General features: G+C 73.0%; 20 protein-coding genes and 1 tRNA gene. 11 read left to right on the top strand and 10 right to left on the bottom strand.

All coding sequences use genetic code 11. The features are described 5' to 3' along the window. Nucleotides 1-19: 19 nt before the first annotated feature. The gene (gene orn, locus GA0070617_RS07370; protein ID WP_091435196.1) at nt 20-616 is read right to left on the bottom strand and encodes an oligoribonuclease; all 597 of its coding nucleotides are present in this window, start codon (nt 614-616) and stop codon (nt 20-22) included. A 389-nt stretch (nt 617-1,005) separates the two neighbouring features. On the opposite strand from orn, the gene GA0070617_RS07365 reads away from it, so the two are divergent. Next, nucleotides 1,006-2,259 (top strand): glycosyltransferase 87 family protein, encoded by a 1,254-nt coding sequence (locus GA0070617_RS07365; protein ID WP_091435193.1) that lies wholly within the window; start codon nt 1,006-1,008, stop codon nt 2,257-2,259. A gap of 176 nt (nt 2,260-2,435) precedes the next feature. Here the strand turns inward: GA0070617_RS07365 and GA0070617_RS07360 are convergent, their stop codons facing one another. Together GA0070617_RS07360 and GA0070617_RS07355 are read right to left on the bottom strand one after the other, a co-directional pair. Further along, the gene (locus GA0070617_RS07360; RefSeq protein WP_091435191.1) at nt 2,436-3,242 is read right to left on the bottom strand and encodes a YcnI family copper-binding membrane protein; all 807 of its coding nucleotides are present in this window, start codon (nt 3,240-3,242) and stop codon (nt 2,436-2,438) included. Nucleotides 3,243-3,280: 38 nt separating this feature from the next. Further along, entirely contained in the window at nt 3,281-4,993 is a 1,713-nt protein-coding gene (locus GA0070617_RS07355; protein ID WP_091435189.1) for a copper resistance CopC/CopD family protein, read from the bottom strand. 187 nt (nt 4,994-5,180) lie between these two features. On the opposite strand from GA0070617_RS07355, the gene GA0070617_RS07350 reads away from it, so the two are divergent. From GA0070617_RS07350 to GA0070617_RS07335, 4 genes are read left to right on the top strand one after another with little or no spacing between them, the layout of a single operon-like run. Next, nucleotides 5,181-5,780: a sigma-70 family RNA polymerase sigma factor gene (locus tag GA0070617_RS07350; protein WP_091435186.1), complete on the top strand. Its 600-nt coding sequence runs from the start codon at nt 5,181-5,183 to the stop codon at nt 5,778-5,780. 33 nt (nt 5,781-5,813) lie between these two features. Further along, on the top strand, nt 5,814-6,338 hold the full coding sequence (locus GA0070617_RS07345) for a MauE/DoxX family redox-associated membrane protein (RefSeq protein WP_091435184.1): 525 nt from the start codon (nt 5,814-5,816) through the stop codon (nt 6,336-6,338). After that, nucleotides 6,331-7,047: a DsbA family protein gene (locus GA0070617_RS07340; RefSeq protein WP_091435182.1), complete on the top strand. Its 717-nt coding sequence runs from the start codon at nt 6,331-6,333 to the stop codon at nt 7,045-7,047. The genes GA0070617_RS07345 and GA0070617_RS07340 overlap by 8 nt, the downstream gene beginning before the upstream one ends. Further along, nucleotides 7,044-8,285 carry a hypothetical protein gene (locus GA0070617_RS07335; protein WP_229688109.1) on the top strand — a complete coding sequence of 414 codons (1,242 nt, stop codon included), beginning with the start codon at nt 7,044-7,046 and terminating at the stop codon, nt 8,283-8,285. Before GA0070617_RS07340 ends, GA0070617_RS07335 begins: the two co-directional genes overlap by 4 nt. Here GA0070617_RS07335 and GA0070617_RS07330 read toward each other — a convergent pair. Genes GA0070617_RS07330 through GA0070617_RS07315 form a run of 4 tightly spaced genes read right to left on the bottom strand, consistent with a single transcriptional unit; the run spans nt 8,269 to nt 10,981 of the window. After that, complete coding sequence (locus GA0070617_RS07330; protein ID WP_091435180.1) at nt 8,269-9,045, bottom strand: energy-coupling factor ABC transporter ATP-binding protein; 777 nt, start codon at nt 9,043-9,045, stop codon at nt 8,269-8,271. The two genes, GA0070617_RS07335 and GA0070617_RS07330, sit on opposite strands and share 17 nt — an antisense overlap. Before the next feature lie 8 nt (nt 9,046-9,053). After that, nucleotides 9,054-9,821, bottom strand: coding sequence for a cobalt ECF transporter T component CbiQ (gene cbiQ, locus GA0070617_RS07325; protein WP_091435178.1), 768 nt, complete (start codon nt 9,819-9,821; stop codon nt 9,054-9,056). Between the two features lie 3 nt (nt 9,822-9,824). Next, the gene (locus GA0070617_RS07320; RefSeq protein ID WP_091435176.1) at nt 9,825-10,268 is read right to left on the bottom strand and encodes a PDGLE domain-containing protein; all 444 of its coding nucleotides are present in this window, start codon (nt 10,266-10,268) and stop codon (nt 9,825-9,827) included. Beyond that, entirely contained in the window at nt 10,265-10,981 is a 717-nt protein-coding gene (locus GA0070617_RS07315) for an energy-coupling factor ABC transporter permease (RefSeq protein WP_091435174.1), read from the bottom strand. Before GA0070617_RS07315 ends, GA0070617_RS07320 begins: the two co-directional genes overlap by 4 nt. 149 nt (nt 10,982-11,130) lie before the next feature. On the opposite strand from GA0070617_RS07315, the gene bcp reads away from it, so the two are divergent. From bcp to GA0070617_RS07300, 3 genes are all read left to right on the top strand, one after another. Then, the gene (gene bcp / locus GA0070617_RS07310) at nt 11,131-11,607 is read left to right on the top strand and encodes a thioredoxin-dependent thiol peroxidase (protein ID WP_091435172.1); all 477 of its coding nucleotides are present in this window, start codon (nt 11,131-11,133) and stop codon (nt 11,605-11,607) included. Nucleotides 11,608-11,744: 137 nt separating this feature from the next. Further along, a tRNA-Leu gene (locus GA0070617_RS07305) sits at nt 11,745-11,819 on the top strand. 68 nt (nt 11,820-11,887) lie between these two features. Next, nucleotides 11,888-13,210, top strand: a complete 1,323-nt coding sequence (locus GA0070617_RS07300; RefSeq protein WP_229688110.1) for a beta-xylosidase — start codon at nt 11,888-11,890, stop codon at nt 13,208-13,210. Between the two features lie 101 nt (nt 13,211-13,311). Here GA0070617_RS07300 and GA0070617_RS07295 read toward each other — a convergent pair whose 3' ends face one another. Beyond that, nucleotides 13,312-14,364, bottom strand: a complete 1,053-nt coding sequence (locus GA0070617_RS07295; protein WP_091435170.1) for a trypsin-like serine peptidase — start codon at nt 14,362-14,364, stop codon at nt 13,312-13,314. Between the two features lie 333 nt (nt 14,365-14,697). Here GA0070617_RS07295 and GA0070617_RS07290 point away from each other — a divergent pair, with 333 nt between their 5' ends. Next, complete coding sequence (locus GA0070617_RS07290; RefSeq protein WP_091435168.1) at nt 14,698-15,219, top strand: GNAT family N-acetyltransferase; 522 nt, start codon at nt 14,698-14,700, stop codon at nt 15,217-15,219. A 203-nt stretch (nt 15,220-15,422) separates the two neighbouring features. On the opposite strand, the gene GA0070617_RS07285 is transcribed toward GA0070617_RS07290, so the two are convergent. Together GA0070617_RS07285 and GA0070617_RS07280 are read right to left on the bottom strand one after the other, a co-directional pair. Beyond that, a complete protein-coding gene (locus tag GA0070617_RS07285) occupies nt 15,423-16,520 on the bottom strand; it encodes an expansin EXLX1 family cellulose-binding protein (RefSeq protein WP_091435166.1) in 1,098 nt (365 codons plus the stop codon). 77 nt (nt 16,521-16,597) lie between these two features. Next, the gene (locus tag GA0070617_RS07280; RefSeq protein ID WP_091435164.1) at nt 16,598-17,431 is read right to left on the bottom strand and encodes a class I SAM-dependent methyltransferase; all 834 of its coding nucleotides are present in this window, start codon (nt 17,429-17,431) and stop codon (nt 16,598-16,600) included. A 165-nt stretch (nt 17,432-17,596) separates the two neighbouring features. On the opposite strand from GA0070617_RS07280, the gene GA0070617_RS07275 reads away from it, so the two are divergent. Continuing rightward, nucleotides 17,597-18,640: an LCP family protein gene (locus GA0070617_RS07275; RefSeq protein WP_444980273.1), complete on the top strand. Its 1,044-nt coding sequence runs from the start codon at nt 17,597-17,599 to the stop codon at nt 18,638-18,640. 123 nt (nt 18,641-18,763) lie between these two features. Then, nucleotides 18,764-20,296 carry a sugar transferase gene (locus GA0070617_RS07270; protein ID WP_244891677.1) on the top strand — a complete coding sequence of 511 codons (1,533 nt, stop codon included), beginning with the start codon at nt 18,764-18,766 and terminating at the stop codon, nt 20,294-20,296. Nucleotides 20,297-20,306 lie beyond the last annotated feature (10 nt).

Here is a 20,306-nt window from a genome sequence, read left to right as displayed (position 1 = left end):
ACCCGGCCAGGGGCTGGCGCTACAACGAGGCGGCGATCGACTTGGCGGTGTCGATGTCCGGTCCGGGCAGCGGGACGAAGATCGTCCGGCGGTAGTACTCCAGCTCGCGGATGCTCTCCCGGATGTCGGCGAGCGCCCGGTGGGCGAGGCCCTTCTGCGGCTGGCCGAAGTACACCCGGGGGTACCAGCGCCGGCACAGTTCCTTGATCGAGGAGACGTCGATCATGCGGTAGTGCAGGTGCGCGTCGAGGCGGGGCATGTCCCGGGTGATGAAGCCCCGGTCGGTGGCGATCGAGTTGCCGCAGAGCGGCGCGGTACGCGGGTCCTTGACGTGCCGGGAGACGTAGTCGAGGACCATCTCCTCGGCCTCGGCGAGGCTGACCGTCGAGCGCCGGACCTCCTCGGTGAGCCCGGACTTGGCGTGCATCGTCCGGACGACCTCCGGCATGCCGGCCAGGGCCTCCTCGTCGGCGTGCACCACCACGTCGACGCCGTCACCGAGCACGTTCAGGTCGGGGTCCGTGACCAGTGCGGCGACCTCGATCAGCTTGTCCCTGCCGAGGTCGAGCCCGGTCATCTCACAGTCGATCCAGACGAGGAGGTCAGCCACGGGCAACAGACTACGCGCAGCCCACCACCGTCCGCCCGGTCACCTCGACCCGCCCGGTCACCTCGACCCGCCCGGTCACCTCGGCACGCCCGGCGGACCGACGCGCGGGCGGACGCAGATCGCCGAGATGCCGCCCACGCCGGATGCAGCGCGCTCGGACGCCAGAAGGCCGGACACCCAACCGCCGGCACGCCGAAGGCCGGACACCCAACCGCCGGCAGGCCCGGACCGAGAACCGCCCGGACAACCGCAGAGCGGACCCAGGCGCCGGACGCCGGCAAGGCCGGACACCCAACCGCCGGGACGGCGGGACGGCCGTCGGGACGTCGGGCCACCTCGTCACATCCCGCTCGTGCCTGCTCACCGTGGCCAGCTCAGACCGCTAGGGTTTCTGCGTGCCAGCCGAACCCGCCGCGCCGTCCGCCGCCGACGAGGAGGACGCCCGCAGTCGTCGGGTCCGTCGGATCGTCGCGGTGCTCGCCCTGGCCGCCGTGGTGCCCGCGCTGTACCTGCCGGGCCGGGTGCACGACTTCTTCGACCTGAAGATCTACCTGCGGGCGATGCGGTGGTGGGCCTCCGGCCAACCGTTGTACGACTACGTCCAGCCGGACCGGGTGCAGGGTGAGTTGTACTTCACGTACCCGCCCTTCGCCGCCCTGCTGCTGCGTCCGTTCACGCTGATCCCGCTGGGGGCGACGGAGCTGGTCTTCACGGTGCTGACCGTGGTCGGGGTGGTGGTGACGACCCGGTGGCTGGTGCTGCCGTTGGTCGACCGGCACGGGCTGCCCCGGGTGTTCACCGTGGTGGTGGCGGTGCTGCTGGTGCTGGCCGTGGAGAGCACCCGCGAGACGATCACCTTCGGTCAGATCAACATGCTGCTGGTCGTGCTGATCCTGGCCGACCTGCTCTTCGCCGTACCCCGGGGGTCGCGGTGGGCCGGGGTCGGCGTCGGGCTGGCGACGGCGCTCAAGCTCTTCCCGGGCATCTTCATCGTGTACCTGCTGGCCACCCGGCGGTGGCGGGCGGCGGCGGTGGCCAGTGCGACGGCGGCCGGGGCGACCCTGCTGGCGGCGGCGGTCGCGCCGGGTGACTCGTGGCGGTTCTGGACGCACGAGCTGTGGTCTACCGAGCGGGTCGGGCGCACCGACTACACAGGTAACCAGTCGCTGTTCGGGTTGTTGAGCCGGCTGACCGCGCCGGAGCGTCCGAGTCAGCTCGGCTGGCTGCTGCTGGTCGCCCTGGTCGCCGGGTACGGGCTGTGGCGGGCGGCGCGGGCGGCCGGCGCGGGCGACCACCTGGCCGGGCTGACCCTGACCGGGCTGGTCGCCGCCCTGATCAGCCCGATCACCTGGACCCACCACATCTACTGGTTCGTGCCGGCGGTGGTGGTGCTGGTGGACGCGGCGTTGCGCGCCGGGCCGGGCACGGGCCGCCGGCGGCTGTGGTTCGCGCTGGCCGGCGGGGTGTCGCTGGTGATCGTCTACGGGGTGGTGACGTTCCAGGACTGGGGGGTGTCGCCGGTACGGACCGACGATCCGGTCGACTTCGTGGTCCGCAACACCTACGTGCTGCTCTGTCTCCTGCTACTGGTGGCGCTACCCACCCGGACAGTCGAAAAATCGCACCAAATGGACAGAAGTGCCAACTGACCCTCTTCGCCGTCTAGATGGCGTTTACTACCACAAGTGAGACGCACCGATCCCCCGGTGCCGGTGGCCCTCCGTGTCGGCAGCACGGAGGGCCACCGTCGTAACCGGAGGGCCACCGGAGGGCAGCCACCAAAGGCCACCAAAGAGCCACCCGAGGGCCACCGGGGGGTGCGGGGTCAGTCCTTCGGGGTCTCCGCCGAAGGCGCGGGGGTGCCCCCGGCAGGCGCGGCACCGGCCGCCGGAACGGTCGCCGTCGCGGGGCTGGTCTCCCGGCGGGTACGCGCGAACGCCAGCCCGCCGAGCACCAGTCCGCCCAGCCCGGCGAGGAGCCCGACGCCGCCCAGCCCGGTCGCCAGCCCCACGCCCTCGGCGCGGTCGTCGTCGTCATCGTCGTCGTCGCTGTTCTGAGCGGCGGGGGCGGCCGACGGGGCGGCGTTCGCGGCGGTCAGGGTCAGCACCGGCGCCGGGTCCTGCGGCTCCTCGCCGCCGGGGACCGGCTCCTCGATCCAGCGTGAGACGTCACCGTTGGAGTAGGTCTGCAGCGACTTGAAGACCATCGTGTCGACCTCGGGCAGCGGCCCCATCGTGACCGGGAACTCCTGGAACTCGCCCGGCTTGACCCCACCACCGGCAGCGGCCGTCCAGGTCAGCTTGGACACCACCTCGGTGAGCTCGCTGCCGTGCACCTGGACCGGCGGGTCGACCGTGCGGCGCTCGACCGCCACCGTCCAGCCCGGCACCGGCATCGTCACCACCGAGCCGACCGGCGCGTTCTCCGGCATGGTCACCTCCACCTTGCTGGTGGAGGCGGAGTCGCTCTCGTTCGGTACCCGGAACGCGAACCGGCCGTACCCGCCCTGGGTGGCCTCCTGCGGGTTGACCGTGACGTGCGCCGCGGCCGGTCCGGTGAAGCCGAACAGTACGGCGACGGCGGCACCGAGCGTGAGCCCGGCGCCGGTGGCGGTGCGCCGAAAACGGATCATGATGGGTGGAACCTTCCTCTGTCGGGCGGGCCGGGGCCCTACTTGACTGTCACGGCGGCGGTCACCGTGGCCTGGTCGATCTCGGTGGTACGCAGGGTGAAGCTGAACTGCCAGTCCCCGGCGGCGGGGAGGTTGACCTCACTGGTGGCGTGGTTGTCGGTCAACGGCAGCAACGGGAACTGGATCGGCTCGATCCCGGCCGACGGCAGCGCGGCGGTCAACCGCCACTCCTCGACCGGCAGCGGCTGGTTGTCCGGGGTGTAGGCGTACAGGTGCACGGTGTTGCTGCCCCGCCGGGCCGGGAAGAGCTCGACCTGCAACGAGTAGATCGAGCTGGTCAGCGTGGTGTTGAAGTAGCCCTGCTCGGCGCCGACGCCGTCGGTCGCCGCCGTGCGCGCCGGCGGGGTCTGCACCAGCACCGCGGTGACGCCCAGCACCACGGCGGTCACCACCAGTTCGGCGACGATCGCCCGGCGCACCCGGGTCGGCTGCTGGGCGGCGATCTGCCGCCGGACCAACTGCCGGGAGTACGCGGCCACCGCGATCACCAGTGTGAAGAGCACCACCTTGGCGATCACCAGTTGCCCGTAGGTGGTGGTCAGCAGGGCCTCGACGGTGCCCACCTCGATCAGCGCCTGCACCGTGCCGGCGAGCAGCAGGGCCGCCACCGCCAGCGCCGCCCACCGGGACCAGATGGGCAGGATCGCGCCGAGTTCCCGCTCGTCGGCGCGGCGCAGCAGGAAGACGGCGAGCATCACCAGGCCGCCCAGCCAGACCGCCATGCTGCCCAGGTGCACCGCGTCGACGGTGACCGAGACGGCCGGCGCGGGCGAGGCCGCCGAGTGGCCGGAGAGCGGCCAGGTGAACAGCGTGGCCGCGCCCAGCACCGCCACGATGATCACGTCGGTGCGGCCGGCCTGACCGGCCAGCAGCGGCCGGAGCAGGAACGCCGCCGCCGCGAGCAGCCCGAGCCGGACCAGGTGGGTGGTGCCGAACGGGCTGGCCAGGACGCTGCTCAGCCCCTCACCGGAGACGTCGAACAGGCCGCCGCCAGCGGTGTACGGCACCTGCAGCAGGATCGCACCCACCGTGGCGAAGGCCAGCAGCCCCAACCCGGTCCAGGCCAGCCGGGCGGGACCGACCCGGGACAGCCGGGCCGGCCAGAGCGCGGCGAGCACCAGGGCGGCACCCACCAGCAGCAGCAGGCCGGTGTACCCGAGGTAGCGGGAGACCTTCACGGCGGTGTCCACCACCGGGTCGGCCCGGCTGTCCGCCCCGGCGTCGGACGGTGGCGTGGACGGTGCCCCGACGGAGTAGGTGAACGCTCCGGAGACCGGGTGGCTGTCGGCCGAGATCACCCGGTAGCTGAGCAGGTAGGTGCCCTGCCCGGCGTCCTGGGCAACCGGAACGGTCACCACGCCGCCCTCGAAGCGGGGCTCGCCCCGGTCGGCCCGGGAGCCGTCCGGCGCGATCACCCTGATCTTGTCGGTGACCTTGCGGACCGGCTCGCTGAAGGTGAGCACCACCTCGACGGGAGCGGTCGGGACCACGGCGGAGGCCGCCGGGCTGCTGCTGACCAGCACCGCGTGGGCGCTGGCCGGGCCGGCCGGGGCGACCAGCAGCGCGACGAGGACGACCAGCAGGCCCAGCCCGGCGGAGAACCGGGCGGCCCAGCGGCGGGCGGCGGTCAGCCGGGGGGCCCGGTGGCGACGGGTGGGGGCCGGCAGCCGGCGACGATCGACAGCAGTCATGCCAGCCATGCTCGCCGACCAGGGCCGCAAATGGCGAGCCCGGCTCGCCATCGGCCCGCCGGGCACCGGTCGTCGCACCTCATAGGGAGTTAGTCGGGCGGCGCGGCGGAAAAGTTCCGGCCGGTTCGGAAATTCGCGGGCCGAAGGACCCTGTCCGGCCCCGTCGTGCCGCGTACGCTGGTTCTTCGTGATCCCCGCGCCGCGTGAACCCGCCGCCGGAGCAGCCGACGACCTCGGCGCTCCGGCCTCGCCTGACGACCGGGAGGCGGCCACCCGGTGGGCGCTGGCCGCCCGCGACGGTGACCCCACCGCCCAGGCCACCTTCATCCGGCTCACCCAGGCCGAGGTGTGGCGGTTCACCGCCGCCCTGGTGCACCCGGACAGCGCCGACGACCTGACCCAGGAGACCTACCTGCGGGCGCTGCGGGCGCTGCCGTCGTTCGCCGGGCGGTCCAGCGCGCGGACCTGGCTGCTCGGGATCGCCCGCCGTACCTGCGCCGACCACCTGCGCACCGTGGTCCGGCGGCGGCGGCTCGACGACCGGCTCCTCGCGCACGCGCACACCGACGACCCGCATCCCGACCCGGCCGGGCTGCTCGGCGCGGCCGACCTGCTGAGCCGGTTGCCGGCGCAGCGGCGCGGGGCGTTCGTGCTCACCCAGGTGCTCGGCCTGTCGTACGCCGAGGCGGCCACGGTGGAGGGGGTGCCGGTGGGCACGATCCGCTCCCGGGTGGCCCGCGCCCGCAACGAGCTGGTCGAGGCCGTCGGTGACGCGCTCGCCGGCTGAGCCGGGGAACTTCCGGCAGGGACAGGACGACCGATGACTGTGACCGCAGCGACCAGCACCAGGGGCCGGTGGCACGCCGTGGGCCCGTGGCTCGGCGTCGCCGTCCGGCTCGGCCTGGCCGCCGTCTGGCTGTACGCCGGGGCCAGCAAGGTCGGTGACCTGGCCGCCTCCGGCCGGGCGGTCAACGCATACCAGCTCATGCCGTACGAGGTGGCGGCGGCGATCGGTGCGGCGCTGCCCTTCGTCGAGTTGGCGTTGGGCGTACTGCTGCTGGTGGGGTTGGCCACCCGACTGGCCGCCGGGGTCTCCGCGGCGCTGCTGGTGGTCTTCGTCGCCGGGATCGCCTCGGCCTGGAGCCGGGGCCTGGCCATCGACTGCGGCTGCTTCGGCACCGGCGGGGAGCTGGCCGCCGGGCAGACCCCCAGCTACCTACCGGAGATCCTGCGCGACCTGGGTTTCCTGGCGCTGGCCGGGTTCCTGCTGTGGCGGCCGCGTACCCCGCTCTCCGTCGACGCCGCGCTGGGCGGCGCACCCACCGTGGAGGACGACGATGAGTAGTCGCAAGGGCCGCCGGGACGCGGCCCGGGTGGTCCGGGAGCAACTGGCCCGGGAACGGCGCCGCAAACGGACCCTGTGGACCTCGGTGGCCGCGGTGTCGGTGCTGGTCGTCGCCGGACTGATCGGTTGGAGCGTCTGGTCCAGCCAGCGCGCCGGCCAGGTCACCGCCCCCACCGGCTCGAACGAGGCCGGCACCGGCATCGTCTCGGGCACCGGCCCGGTCACCATCGACGTGTACGAGGACTTCCTCTGCCCGGTCTGCAAGCAGTTCGAGCAGGCCACCGGCCCGACCCTGGAGGAGCTGGTCAGCCAGGGCCTGGCCCGGGTGGTGTACCACCCGGTGGCCTACCTCAACCGGTACTCCACCACCGAGTACTCCACCCGCTCGTCGGCCGCCGCCGGCTGCGCCGCCGAGGGCGGCCGGTACCGGGAGTACGCCAAGCAGCTCTTCGACCAGCAGCCCCCCGAGGGCGGGGCCGGGCTGAGCGACGACCAGCTGACCGACCTCGCCGTGCAGGCGGGGCTGGACCGGGACGGCTTCGCCTCCTGCCAGCGGGAGGGCACCTTCACCAGGTGGACCGAGCACGTCACCGAGGAGGCCAGCCGGGCCGGCATCACCGGTACGCCGACCGTGGTGGTCGACGGCGAGACGGTCACCGACCGCACCCCGAACGGGATCAAGGCGGCCGTCGAGGCGGCCAGCCGATGAGCCGCACCGGGCCCGCGGTCCGGTACCGGCGGCTGGCGCGTACCGCGTTGGTGGTCGCCGGGGTGCTCGGCACGGTCCTCGGCACCGCCGCGCCGGCCGTCGCGCACGGCGCGGACGCCCCGGCCGGCACCGACTACCGCACCGGGATCACCGGCGTCGCCCCGGCCCGCGACGGGGTGAGCGTACGGGCGATCGAGGCGGGGGCCCGGCTGGAGCTGACCAACCGCAGCGACCGGCCGGTCGAGGTGATCGGCTACTCCGGTGAGCCGTACCTGCGGGTGGGGCCGGACGGGGCCTTCGAGAACGTGCACTCCCCGGCGACGTACCTGAACCGGACCATCGCCGGTGGCACGGTGCTGCCGGCGGAGGCGGACCCGCAGGCCGCCCCGCAGTGGCGGCGGATCGCCGAGGAGCCGACCGTACGCTGGCACGACCGGCGCGCGCTGTGGCGGGAGGCGGAGCCACCGGCGCAGGTGCGCGCCGCCCCCGACCGGGTGCACCGGGTACGCGACTGGGTGATCCCGCTGCGCGACGGCACCGAGCCGGCCGAGCTGCGGGGCACCCTGGACTGGGTCCCGCCGCCGGATCCGTACCCGTGGTGGGTGGGGGTGACGGTGGGCCTGCTCGCGGTGGGCGCGCTGGGCCTGGTGCCGGCCGGTACCCGGGCCGGCGCGCGGGCGCTGGCCGGGATCGGCGGCCTGCTCGCCGCCGGTGGGCTGGCCGCCGGCGTGCTCATCATCGGCCGGGAGGTCGACGCCGGCGCCGAGGGCGTCGGCGGGGTGCTGGTCGGGTTGCTCAGCGGTCAGATCTGGCCGTTGCTGACCGGGCTGGGCGCGCTCGTCGCCGGCGGGTACGCGCTGGCCCGCCGGCCGGCTGCCGACTTCACCCTGGCCCTGGCCGGCACCTGCCTGGCGCTCTTCGCCGGGATCGGCAACGCGGCGGTCTTCACCCGCTCGGTGGTGCCGGTGCCGTGGCCCGCCCAGTCCGCCCGGATCCTGACCGCGCTGCTGCTCGCCGCCGGGGCCGGGGCCGCCGCCGCCGGCATCCTCCGCCTGCGCACCGCCGCCGCGGCCGCTGCGGCGGCGGCCGAAGCCGGGTCCGGCCGGGCCGCCGAGGGCGCGGCCGACACCGCCGAAGGCCGGGCCGAAGGCGCGGCAGACACCGCCGCCGAGGCCGGGACCGTCGGTGACGCCGGGACCGTCGGGGGTGAGCCGGCGGCGGTCAGGGCCGGCGGGTGACGCCCAGCGGGCCGAAGCCGAAGGGCAGTTCCAGCCGGTGCCGGGCCAGCAGCTCCGCGTCGGCGAGCAGTTCCGCGGTGTCGGCGTCGGCGACGATCCGGCCGGCGTCCAGGACCACGGCGCGTTCGCACAGCTCCCAGGCGTAGGGCAGGTCGTGGGTGACCATCAGGACGGTCACCGGCAGGTCGCGCAGGATCGCCGCCAGCTCCCGGCGGGCGGCCGGGTCGAGGTTCGACGAGGGCTCGTCGAGGACGAGGATCTCCGGGCGCATGGCGAGCACGGTGGCCACCGCCACCCGGCGGCGCTGCCCGAACGACAGGTGGTGCGGGGCACGGTCCCGGTGCCCGGTCATGCCCACCGCGGCCAGCGCCTCGTCGACCCGGGCGGCCAGCTCCGCGCCGCGCAGCCCCAGGTTGGCCGGCCCGAACGCCACGTCCTCGGCCACGGTGGGCAGGAAGAGCTGGTCGTCGGGGTCCTGGAAGACGATGCCCACCCGGCGGCGGATCTCGGCGAGGGTGGCCCGGTCCGGTCCGACGGTCAGCCCGCCGACGGTGACCGTGCCGCCGGTGGCGGTGAGGATGCCGTTCAGGTGCAGCACCAGGGTCGTCTTGCCGGCACCGTTGGGGCCCAGCAGCGCCACCCGGGCGCCGCGCGGCACCGTCAGGTCCACCCCGTGCAGGGCGACGTGCCCGTCCGGGTACGCGTACCGGAGTCCACGCACGTCGAGGGAGGGCACGTCGGGCTGCACGGCCCCGATCATGCCAGCAGTCAGGTGAGCACGACGGCGACGGTGGCCAGGGTGGTCGCCACGGCCGGGACGGTGGCCCCGACCAGCCACTGCCCGGCGGTCGCGCCGCCCGCACCCCACACCGCCGGCATCCGGCCGGTGTAGCCGCGCGAGAGCATCGCCAGGTAGACCCGCTCGCCGCGTTCGAAGGCGCGCAGGAACAACGTGCCGATCCCGGCGGCGAGGCCGCGCAGCTGCCAGAGGAACCGTGGGTCGTCGCCCCGGGACAGCCGGGCCACCCGCATCCGCCGGGCCTCGCCGACCAGCACGTCCAGGTAGCGCAGCATGAAGGTGGCGATCTGGGTGAGGATCTGCGGGCAGCGCAGCCGGTCCAGGCCGACGATCAGGTCCCGGGTCGTCGTGGTCGCCGCCAACAGCAACGACAGCAGTACGCCGAGGGTGCCCTTGGCGAGGATGTTCCACCCGCCGTACAGGCCCTCGGTGGACAGGCCCACCCCCAGCACGTGGGTCCGTTCGCCGGCGCCGAGGAACGGCAACGCGAAGGCGAACAGCACGAACGGCACCTCGATCACCGCCCGGCTGAGCAGCCAGCCGGGACCGGTCCGGGCCAGCGCCGCCACCACCGCGACCAGCAGGGCGTACCCGCCGAAGGCCCAGAACGCCTCCCGGGGGGTGGCCACCACGGCGAGCGTGCAGACCAGCATCGCGGCGATCTTGACCTCGGGCGGGAGCCGGTGCACGGGCGAGTCGACGTCGCGGTACAACACGTGCGCGTGCCCGGCCCCCACCGCTCAGCTCCCGTCCGGTCCGACCGGATCGCGGCGGCTGGCATCCGGTACCGCCGGATCGCGGCGGCTGGCATCCGGTCCCGCCGGATCGCGGCGGCTGGCATCCGGTCCCGCCGGATCGCGGTGGCGCAGCAGCCAGAACGCGCCGCCGCCGACGGCGAAGGTGAGCAGCACCCCGAGCACCCCGGACAGGCCGGTGGAGAGCAGGTCGTTGTCGATCCCGGCGATGCCGTAGTCGGCAAGTGGCCCGCCGACCTCGTGTTCCTTCTCCTGCTGGGCCGGGCAGCTGCCGCCGGTGACGGTGTCGTCGGCGTCGAAGGTGCAGCCCTCGCGCAGCGACGAGTCCAGCCCGTCCGGGTGTGCCGAGGCGAGGTTGCTCACCACGCCGGCCAGCAGGAGCGCGACCAGCAGGCCGCCGCCGACGAAGGCCCAGAGGCGGCGGTTCACCGTACGCCTCCGGTGACGCTCGGGGCGGCGGTCGCGTGCGGCCGCAGCCGGCGCAGCGCGTACACCAGGTCGGGTCGGACCTTCGCGACGGTGACCACCGTGGTCGCGGTGATCAGGCCCTCGCCGATGCCGATCAGCAGGTGCACCCCGACCATCGTGCCGGCCAGGCCGGTGAGGTTGCCGCCGAGGTCGGTGGTGCCGCCCAGCCAGTACTGCCCGACGAAGCCCAGGGCCGCGACGACCACGCTGACCAGGGCGGAGACGAAGGCGGTGATGCCCAGGCCGGTCGGGTTGCGCGGCAGCAGCCGCAGCAGTGGCGCGATCAGCAGGTACGCCGCCGCGGTGCCGATCAGCGCGATGTTGGTGATGTTGAGCCCGAGCATGGCCACCCCGCCGTCGCCGAAGACGAGGGCCTGGACGACGAGCACCACCGCCACGCAGAGGGCACCCACCCAGGGCCCGACCAGCATGGCGGCGAGCGCCCCGCCCATCAGGTGACCACTGACCCCGGCGGTGAGGATCGGAAAATTGATCATTTGTACGGCGAAGATGAAGGCCGCCACCAGCCCGGCCATCGGGGCGAGCCGGTCGTCCAGGTCCCGCCGCCCGCGCAGCACGCAGAGGGTCAACGCGGCCAGGGCCAGCACGGCGAAGGCCGCCGCCACGGGGCCGTTGATGATGCCGTTGGAAATGTGCATCGCGAGTGTCTCCACTCGGCCTCCCAGCTGTCGACGGGCCGGCCCCCGTACCGGCCATCAGCGTATTTCCCCGCTTCGTTGTTGCCAATAGTTGGCAACAACCCGGGAGCGGGTACCGCCGGTGGCGTCGGTCACCCTCGGCCGGGCGGCGGTAGGGTCGAGCCATGACCGCGCCCGACCGCCTCTCCCCCGGTGACCCCGCACCCGAGTTCAGCCTCCCCACCGACACCGGTGAGACGCTGACCCTGAGCGACCTGCGGGGCCGCCGGGTGGTGCTGTACGCCTACCCGGCCGCGATGACCCCCGGCTGCACCAAGCAGGCCTGCGACTTCCGCGACTCACTCGCCTCGCTGCGGGCCGCCGGCTACGAGGTGGTCGGCATCTCCCCCGACAAGCCCGCCAAGCTGGCCCAGTTCCGCGAGCGGGACGCGATCACGTTCCCGCTGGTCGGCGACGCCGACAAGGCGGTGCTGACCGCGTACGGCGCGTACGGCGAGAAGCAGTCCTACGGGCGTACGGTCACCGGCGTGATCCGCTCCACCTTCGTCATCGACCCGGACGGGAAGATCGAGCACGCCTTCTACAACGTCAAGGCCACCGGCCATGTGGCCAAGCTCCGCCGAGACCTCGGCCTGGACTGATCCCACGCATCGACGGCCGCCACGCCCGGCGGGTGCTTGCCGGCCAGCCGGGCGCACCGCCGGTGTGGTCTACTGGGGCGGTCGCGCCGGACGCCCGGTGACCCGATGCCGGGGCGGGAGCGCGCGACGCGGAGTGAGGGGCCGTAGCCCAACTGGCAGGAGGCATACGGTTTAGGTCCGTACCAGTGCGGGTTCGAGTCCCGCCGGCCCCACCGCAGATCGATCCGCTGGCGCAGCCTCCGGAGCGCGTGGCCCGTACGCCCCACCAAGGAGCCGCCCGGTGCGAACCCCGCCCCCCACCCAGGCCGCTGACGAGTCGATCACCGTCAACTTCGCCACCACCACCGGCACGCCTACCTACCGGGCGTCCGGCTGGATCTACGGCATGACCGAGAACGCCAGCGGCCCCGCCGAGCACTTCTACCGGGAGGTCAACTTCCGGTACCTGCGCGCCGGCGGAGCGCAACTGCCCGGCAACGGCTGGGTCGGCGGAAACTACGACCGCCGCTGGGCCTCCACCCTGGCCCAGGCCCGCCGAACCGCCGCCCTGGGCGGTCGGTTCATCCTGCTGGCGCACGACCTGTGGGGCGCCGACGGCGCCGGCATCTCCCGCTTCCCCGGCGACGACGGCGACTGGACCGACTACGACGCCTTCCTGACCCGCATCGTCGACGACGTCCGGTCCGCCGGGCTGACCGTGCAGTGGGACATCTGGAACGAACCCAACATCACCGTCTTCTGGAACCGCCCGATCGCCCAGTACCTCGAACTGTGGCGGCGCACCCACCGACGCCTGCGCGCCGAACTGCCCGGCCAACTCATCGTCGGGCCGAGCTGTGCCTTCGTACCGTCGATTGAGCACGCCTTCTGGAACCAGTACCTGGACTTCGTCCGCTCGACCGACACCGTGCCGGACATCGTCAGCTGGCACTCGCTGCCGGGTGACCCGGTCGCCGACGTCGCCGCCGCCAACGCCACCCTCGACCCGCGCGGCATCGCCCACCCGCGGCCGTACCAGATCAACGAGTACGGCGCGCCCGACGAACAGAACCCGGCCGCCGGGGCCTGGTACATCGCGCGCCTGGAGCGGGCCCGTGCCGACGGGCTGCGGGCGAACTGGGCCGGCGGGGCCGACCTGCACGACGACAACGCCAACCTGCTGATCCGCACCTCCGCCGGCCGGCACCAGCCCCGGGGAGAGTGGTGGGTGTACCGCTACTACGCCGGCCAGACCGGTCAGATCGTCGCGGTGACCCCCAGCGGGTCGTACGACGCCCACGCGACGAAGACCACCGGCGAGGCACGGATCCTGGTCGGCGGTGGGCACACCACCGGGAACCTGACCGTCGACCTGCAACGCCTGGACGCCACCAGCGGCATCGTGCGGAACAACCAGGTACGGGTGCTGACCCAACGCATCCCGGACCACGGCGGCGGCGCGGTGCAGGGGCCGGTCACCGTCTCGAACCGGGTGGTCGACCTGTCGAACGGCACCACCAGCGTGGTCCTGCCGTACGCCAACCAGACCGACACGTACACGGTGACCCTGCTGCCGCCGGCCGAGACCGGGTTCGAGTCGGTGGCGGCGTCGACCGCCCGTTGAACCAGACCTGGCGGGTCTGGGGAGGCTGAGCACGACCAACGGATCAGGCGCCGGCCACCCGTCGGGGCAGCCGGCGTCTGACCTCTTCCGACCGTGGGGCACTACGCCGGGGAAAGACCCTCGGCGAAGTCGTAGAGGCTCTTGATGTCGTCGTCGAAATAGGGGCCGTCGAATTGCCCGTTACCCGGGTTGTCGCCGTGACTCACCACGCTGTTGATGTATCCGTATCCGGTGGCGTCGTTGTATTCCTGCAACCAGGGTCCACCGCTGGATCCGTACGTCATGTTGCAGTACATCCGGATCTGCTGACCGCCGGCATTCCAGGTGGTGCTCTGGCAGTAGTACTGGCTCTCGCCACCGCCGAGGTTGGACGGGTATCCGAGCGCGGTCACCGAGACGCTGTAGCCCCAGTTCCAGCGCAGGCCGTGACCACCGACCGTCTCACCGACCTTGAGTCCGTAGGAGCCGCCGTTGTACATGATGGCGATGCCCATGTCCTCGGCGTAACTGCTGCTGTTGATCCACGCGGTCCGGGTGTTGAGGCTCTGCGCGACGAAGGTGCCGAACGGTCGCGCGCCGGTGCGGTAGCGGGGGACGAACTGCCAGTTGCTGTACCACTGGCCGCCGGCGCCCTGGTGCACGCAGTGCCCGGCGGTCATCACCAGTCGCCGCTTGCCGCTGGCCACCGTGCTGGCCGAGCAGGAAGCCGAGCCGCCGGTGGGCGTGGTGAAGAAGACCTTGCCGACCGCCAGCGACTCGTTGAGCATGGTCCGGAAGTCGTCGGTGACGGCGACGCGCGGTGCCATCGGCGCGATCGCGCCGGCCGGCCCGGTGGGCTTCGAGGCACGGCTCGGCGCGTCGGCGGCCGCCGCGGACTTCGCGTAGGTCACGTCGACGGCCGACGCCATCCGCTCCGGCGTCCAGTAGTCGGCGACCTCCTTGGCGATCCGGTCGTTGGTGATCGCGCGACCGTCACCGGTGCGGGCGACGGACGAGACGTTTCCCTTTCCGGCGGCGGTCGCGGGATTCGCGTTGGCAGCCGGCGCGGCACTGACGAACATGGCCACCGACAATCCAGCGGTGACCGCCCAGCGCAGATTGGATTTCAATCGGTCCTCCGATTCTCCGGTTTTCCTTTCGGGCTCGCCCAGCATATTGACGCACTCCTTTGATCACAATGCCCGGAAAGCGGATCACCAATGCCCGGAGAAGCCTTTTGACCTGGGTTTTCGACCGCCCCGCAGCGGTCCCGCCCACGACGCTCCCGGCAATTTCACCTGAATGTCGGAAGACCGACATGATCAGCTGTCCCGTTCGGCACAAACGGAACCATAGGTACCGAGAGGCGTGTGCTCGCAGCTCGGGCACAAACAATCGGCGACAATTCCGTCCGTGGGTGGTTGCGCGACCGCGGGCGACCGGTCGGCGGCTGTCGTCCGCGTCACGATGCCGGGCGGGCCACCGGCCGGGCCGGCCAGGATGGCGGGGTGACCCTACGCTTCACCCTCGACCCGGACCTCACCCCGCAACTGCGCGACCAGCTCGTCACCCTGTGGGTGGAGGTGAGCAACGCCGGCGGCGCGGTGGGCTTCGTCCCCCCGGTCACCGCCGCCGAGGTCCGCACCCTGGCCGACCCGGCCCTCGCGGCCGTCGCCGAGGGCCCCGACCGGCTGCTGATCGGCTACGACGCCGACGGGCGACCGGTCGCCGCGCTGATCTTCAGCGACAACCGGTTCCACCTGAAGACCCACTGGTGCGTGCTCAAGCGGGTCATGGTCCACCCGGACGCCCAGGGCCGGGGGTACGGCCTCGCGCTGATGCGCGAGGCCGAACGACTCGCCCGGCAGCTGGGCTGGTCGGCGTTGCACGTGACGGTCCGCGACGGCCAGGGCCTGGACGCGTTCTACCGTCGCCTCGGCTACCGCGAGGTGGGCCGCCTACCCGGCGCGCTACGCCTCGCCCCCGGCGACGACCGCGACGAACTCCTCATGTGGCTCCCCCTGCAGTAAGGAAGGGCCCCCTGTTAACGCATCTGGTAGAGAAGGGTTCCCCGCTCACACCGCCGCGACCGGACTCACGCAGGCCGCCGCCCGGCCAGCGAACGCAGGCCGCCGCCCAGCGAACGCAGGCCGCCGACAGGCGAACGCAGGCCGCCGGCTGGGTCAGCGAAGAAGGCCCGCACGCCGGTAAGTGAATGCCAGCCGCGTGCTGGTCAGTCCCGGCAGCCGGCCGGTCCTGACTCGCCGGTGCCGGCAGCCGCGCCACCGGCGTCGGTCTCCCCCGCCTCGGTGGCCGACGGGCTGGGCGACGCCGTCGGGCTGCCCGGGGGGCTGACCGACGGGCTGGGGGTCGGAGTGGCCGACGGGCTGGGCGGAGCCGACCGGGACGGGGTGGCCGACGGGGTGGCCGACCGGGCGGTACGCGGCGCGGCGGCGGACCCGCCGTACATCCGTACGTCGCTGCGTTGGACCTGTTCCGGCAGCATCCGGATGCCGGTGGCGATCGCCCGGTTGTCGTAGACGTCGGTGACCCGGATCGAGTACGGGCCGGGGCCGGCACCGGAGTCGATCAACCAGTAGTTGTAGTTCTGCCGGGCCGCCGGCCGCCAGGCTCCCGAGCTGCCCTGCCGGACCTCGACCGAACGCAGCGGGTTGCCGTGCGAGCCGACGGTGACGGCGAACCAGTACTGCGACGAGCCCTCCTTCAGCCGGAAGGTCAGCGGGCCGGACAGCGGCGGGTTCACCACCGCGCGGTAGCTGACCGGCACGATGCCCTGGACCGGGTCGGCGATCTCGGCGAACGCCTCGGCGGAGAGGTCGATGTGCCCGGCCGCGCACTCCGGGCACTGGTCCATGACGACCACCCGGACCGAGCCCTTCGGGCCGGTCACGTCCAGGTAGCCGCCGCAGGCGGCGGCGTCGGCGTACTCGCTCTGGCCGAGGGCGACGTACCGCTTGTTCGTCGGCGGGGCGACGAAGGAGCAGTTCCCGCCGCCGCCCTTGACGTCGTAGAACGTCGCCTTGCCCTGCCGGACCGCCCCACCGACCGGCGGCGCGGCCAGCCCCGGTGCGAGCGCCACCGCCGCCGGTGCCGCGCCCGGCGCCAAAGCCACCGCGCCGGCCCGGGCGGGAACCACGGCGGCGCAGGCGGGCGTGGTGCCGGCGCGCAGCAGCAGGGTCAGTCCCAGCACCGTGGCCACGCCGACGACCGGAACCGCCAGCAGCCACCGGCCCGGTCCCGGTCGCCGGGCACGCCGCCGGCCGGGGCCGGTGGGCTGGTCAGGCTGGGTGTGCGCACTGGGATCGGTCACACCGCCCGATGTTGCCGTAACGGCCGGTTGCGGCCAAGTCAGCTAAGGCACAGTTAAGGGACGCCCCGGAGCACATCTCACCAGGCCACGCCGATGCCGTCGCCCGGGTACCAGTGCCGGGCCGGGGTCTCCCGGTAGGCCAGGAACCGGCGGCCGGTGCGTTCGGCGTGGTCGGCCAGGACGTTGGTGTGCGTGACGTTGTCGGTGAGCAGCAGGCCACCCGGGGCCATCCTGGCCTCGACGGTGTCGAACTCCCGCTTCTCGTGCGCCCGGCTGTGGTCGCTGTCGTGCAGGAAGAGGTCGACCGGACGGTCGAGGGCCTCGATCGAGGCGATGGAGTCGCCGACCACCAGATCCACCACCTCCGACCAGGGCGCGGTACGGGCCAGGTAGCCGGCCTCCGGGTTGATGTCCAGTGAGGCGAGCCGGCCCGGGTGGCCCTCGGCGGCGTTGCGCAGCAGCGCGGCGGCGAGCACGCAACTACCCAGCCCCTTGTCGACGCCGGTCTCGACGACCAGCGCGGGGCGGGTGGCGCGGACGATGGCGTACCAGCCGATCCGGCGGGCGTAGCGGACCTCCCGGTCGGCCAGCCCGCGCCGCTGCGCGCCCGCGGTGGCCTGCTCGATGTGCCGCCGCAGCGCGTCGTCGGACTCGATCTCCTGGAACCAGGCGCGGACCTGCTTGACCGGTACGTCGCAGACCACGCTGACGAACCAGGCGAGATGCTGGCGGCTCAACCTGGTCAGCTCGTAGGTGTAGTTGTGGTGCTCCCGCGAGGTGACCAGCCAGCGTGCCGAGGTCCGCAGCAGTTTCGCGTCGTGCCGGGCGACCCGGGCCAGCCGTTTCGGAAAGGCGGCGACCGGCGCGAGCCGGGTCCGGGCGACGGCCCGGCGGAGCTTCGTGACATCCACCCGAGGGTTGTACCAGGATTCACCGCCGTCCGGGCGGCCGGCCGATGAACAACAGGCCTCGGGGAGGCCGATCGATGAACAACAGGCCTCGGGGAGGCCGGCCGATGAACACCAGGCGTCCGCGACGGGCACCCGGGCAGGAATGTGAGTCGGTAACATGCCCGCGTGTCCGCTCCCCAGCAGCCGCCGGCGGTCGAACCGGTGGCACCGGCCCCACCCCCGCCCCGACGGCGTCGGTGGCGGCGTGTCCTGCTCGTCTGCCTGATGGTGCTCGTGCTGGTCGGCGGCGGTGGCGCGCTGGCCGGCGGGCTCTACTACCGGTCGGTCGAGTCGGACATCGAGCGGGTCGACGCGTTCACCGGGGTGCCCGAGCAGGAGCGTCCCGAGGTGGTGGTCAAGGACGCGATGAACCTGATGATCCTCGGCAGCGACACCCGGGATCCGGAGCAGACCTCGGGTTCCCGGGCGGACACCATCATCCTGGCCCACCTGCCGAAGGACCGCTCCAGCGCCCAGTTGATCTCGATACCCCGGGACACCTGGGTCGCGGTGCCGAGGTCCGCCGACGGGCGGCACGGCGGTCGGGATGCCAAGATCAATGCCGCGTACGCCTGGGGCGGCCTGCCGCTGATGGTGCGCACCGTGGAGAAGTTCACCGGGGTACGGATGGACCACGTGGTCATGGTCGACTTCGCCGGCTTCAAGGAGATCGTCGACGCGCTGGACGGCATCGAGATCGACATCGAGCGGGGGTTCACCTCGACCCACTCCCTCAATCCGGACAGCCGCCGCACCTTCCGGCAGGGCCGGCAGACCCTCGACGGCGCGGCGGCGCTGGACTACGCGCGGGAGCGGTACGCCTTCCCCGACGGTGACTTCGCCCGCATCCGGCACCAGCAGCAGGTCATCAAGGCCATCCTGGACAAGGCCGTCTCCGGTGGGGTGTTGACCAACCCGGCCAGGTTGAACGCCTTCGTCAAGGCGACCACGAACGCCGTCGCGGTCGACCGGTCGCTGTCCCTGGTGGACCTGGCCATGGAGAACCGGCACCTGCGCGGCGGCAACCTGGGCTTCTACACCTGCCCGGTCAAGGGCACCGGCCAGGTAGGCAACGAGAGCGTCGTCTTCGCCGACACCCCGGCGGCCCGGTCGTTGTTCGACGCGGTACGCCGGGACTCGGTGCCGGACATCGTGGACTCCGGCACATAGGGCAATTTCCATCCGTTCGGCCCTGGCGACGGTGCGTGACCAGTCGTATCCTGCGATCGGCCGTAAGGTGGCAGCCACGGCCGTGACGGGGAGGTCACGCGCACAATGTCCAGCCAGCCGACGATGAGTCGGAACGGTCCACCGGCCGACGCCGGGTCCCGTGGCCCGGTGCCCGTGCCGCGCGCCGGGCTGGACACCACTGCCGTTCTGCCGTACGTCGGATCGCGGGCGTCCCGGCGTACCCGCGGGTTGCGGGCCTGGATGGTCACGGTGACCGGGGATCTCGCCGCGTTGCTCGCGCCGCTGCTGCTGACCACCCGGTTCTGGACCGCCACGCTGCTGATGGCCGCGCTGACGATGGCCGTCCTCGCCGTCGGCGGGTTCTACCGGCACCGACGGCACGTGAGCATCCTGGACGAGCTGCCCGGTCTGGTGGGGCGGCTGTCGGCCTGCGGCGCGCTGGTGGCCGCCCTGGTCGCGGCGCGGCCCGCGCCGGCCGGCCACCCCACCGCCTTCCTGCCCGCGCTGGCGCTCGCCGCCGGTCTGCTCGTGGTCGTGCGGGCCGGCACCCGCAGCCTCATCGTGCAGGCCCGGCGGAGGCGCTGGGTCGAGCACAACGCCCTGGTCATCGGCGGGGGTCCGGTCGGCAGCGAGCTGGCCCGGCTGTTGCGCCGCTACCCCCAGTACGGCCTGCGCTTCGTCGGCTGCGTGGACGCACCCCCGACCGCCGGCGCAACGACCGCAGCCGCCGGGACGACCACGGCCGGCGGCGTGACCACAGCCGCCGGGACGACCACAGCCGCAACGACCGCAGCCGCCGGGGCGGGGCGGACGGCGGTGATCGGTAGCCTGGAGGAGCTGGAGCAGCTGATCGGCGCGGTCGAGTGCGAGGTGCTGATCATCGCCGACCCGGCCTGCCCGGAGCCGGTGCTGATGGAGCTGCTGCGCCGCCCGGCCAGCGCCGGCTGCGACCTGTGGGCGGTGCCCCGGCTCTGGGGGTCACGGACCCACGACGGCAACCCGGACCACATCGGCGCGATCCCGATCGTCAAGATCAGGGGTACCACCTTCACCGGGCCCAAGTGGGCGGTCAAGCGGGCCTCGGACGTGGTGCTCGCCCTGGTGGCGCTGGTGGTGCTGAGCCCGGTGCTGCTGTTCTGCGCGGTGGCCACCCTGCTGGAGGACCGGAGCGGGGTCTTCTTCCGGCAGGAGCGGGTGGGCCGGCACGGTCGGCTGTTCCGGGTGGTCAAGTTCCGCACCATGCGACCGGTCGACGAACACGAGTCGCGGACCAACTGGTCGATCGCACACGACCGGCGGATCGGCCCGGTCGGCCGGTTCCTGCGCCGGACCTCCCTGGACGAGTTGCCTCAGCTCTGGAACATCCTGCGGGGCGAGATGAGCGTGGTCGGGCCGCGGCCCGAGCGGCCGTACTTCGTGGCGAAGTTCTCCGCCGAGTACCCGCAGTACGCGATGCGGCACCGGGTCCCGGTCGGGCTCACCGGGCTGGCCCAGGTCAGCGGCCTGCGCGGGGACACCCCGATCTCCGACCGGGCCCGCTTCGACAACTACTACATCGAGAACTGGTCACTGTGGCTGGACGCGAAGGTGGTTCTGCGTACGGTGGCACAGGTGTTCCGTGGTGGCCGACACTGAGTGGCCGGCC

It is taken from the genome of Micromonospora yangpuensis, from assembly GCF_900091615.1.
Classification (GTDB): Bacteria; Actinomycetota; Actinomycetes; order Mycobacteriales; family Micromonosporaceae; genus Micromonospora; species Micromonospora yangpuensis.
This window is presented reverse-complemented; position numbering and strand designations above follow the sequence as displayed.

Coding starts and splice junctions, on each gene's coding strand:
- GA0070617_RS07270 (WP_244891677.1), top strand. CDS start 18,764: ATGAGTCGGAACGGTCCACCGGCCGACGCCGGGTCCCGTGGCCCGGTG.
- GA0070617_RS07335 (WP_229688109.1), top strand. CDS start 7,044: ATGAGCCGCACCGGGCCCGCGGTCCGGTACCGGCGGCTGGCGCGTACC.
- GA0070617_RS07355 (WP_091435189.1), bottom strand. CDS start 4,993: ATGACTGCTGTCGATCGTCGCCGGCTGCCGGCCCCCACCCGTCGCCAC.
- GA0070617_RS07360 (WP_091435191.1), bottom strand. CDS start 3,242: ATGATCCGTTTTCGGCGCACCGCCACCGGCGCCGGGCTCACGCTCGGT.
- GA0070617_RS07295 (WP_091435170.1), bottom strand. CDS start 14,364: ATGCTGGGCGAGCCCGAAAGGAAAACCGGAGAATCGGAGGACCGATTG.
- GA0070617_RS07340 (WP_091435182.1), top strand. CDS start 6,331: ATGAGTAGTCGCAAGGGCCGCCGGGACGCGGCCCGGGTGGTCCGGGAG.
- GA0070617_RS07330 (WP_091435180.1), bottom strand. CDS start 9,045: ATGATCGGGGCCGTGCAGCCCGACGTGCCCTCCCTCGACGTGCGTGGA.
- GA0070617_RS07345 (WP_091435184.1), top strand. CDS start 5,814: ATGACTGTGACCGCAGCGACCAGCACCAGGGGCCGGTGGCACGCCGTG.
- bcp (WP_091435172.1), top strand. CDS start 11,131: ATGACCGCGCCCGACCGCCTCTCCCCCGGTGACCCCGCACCCGAGTTC.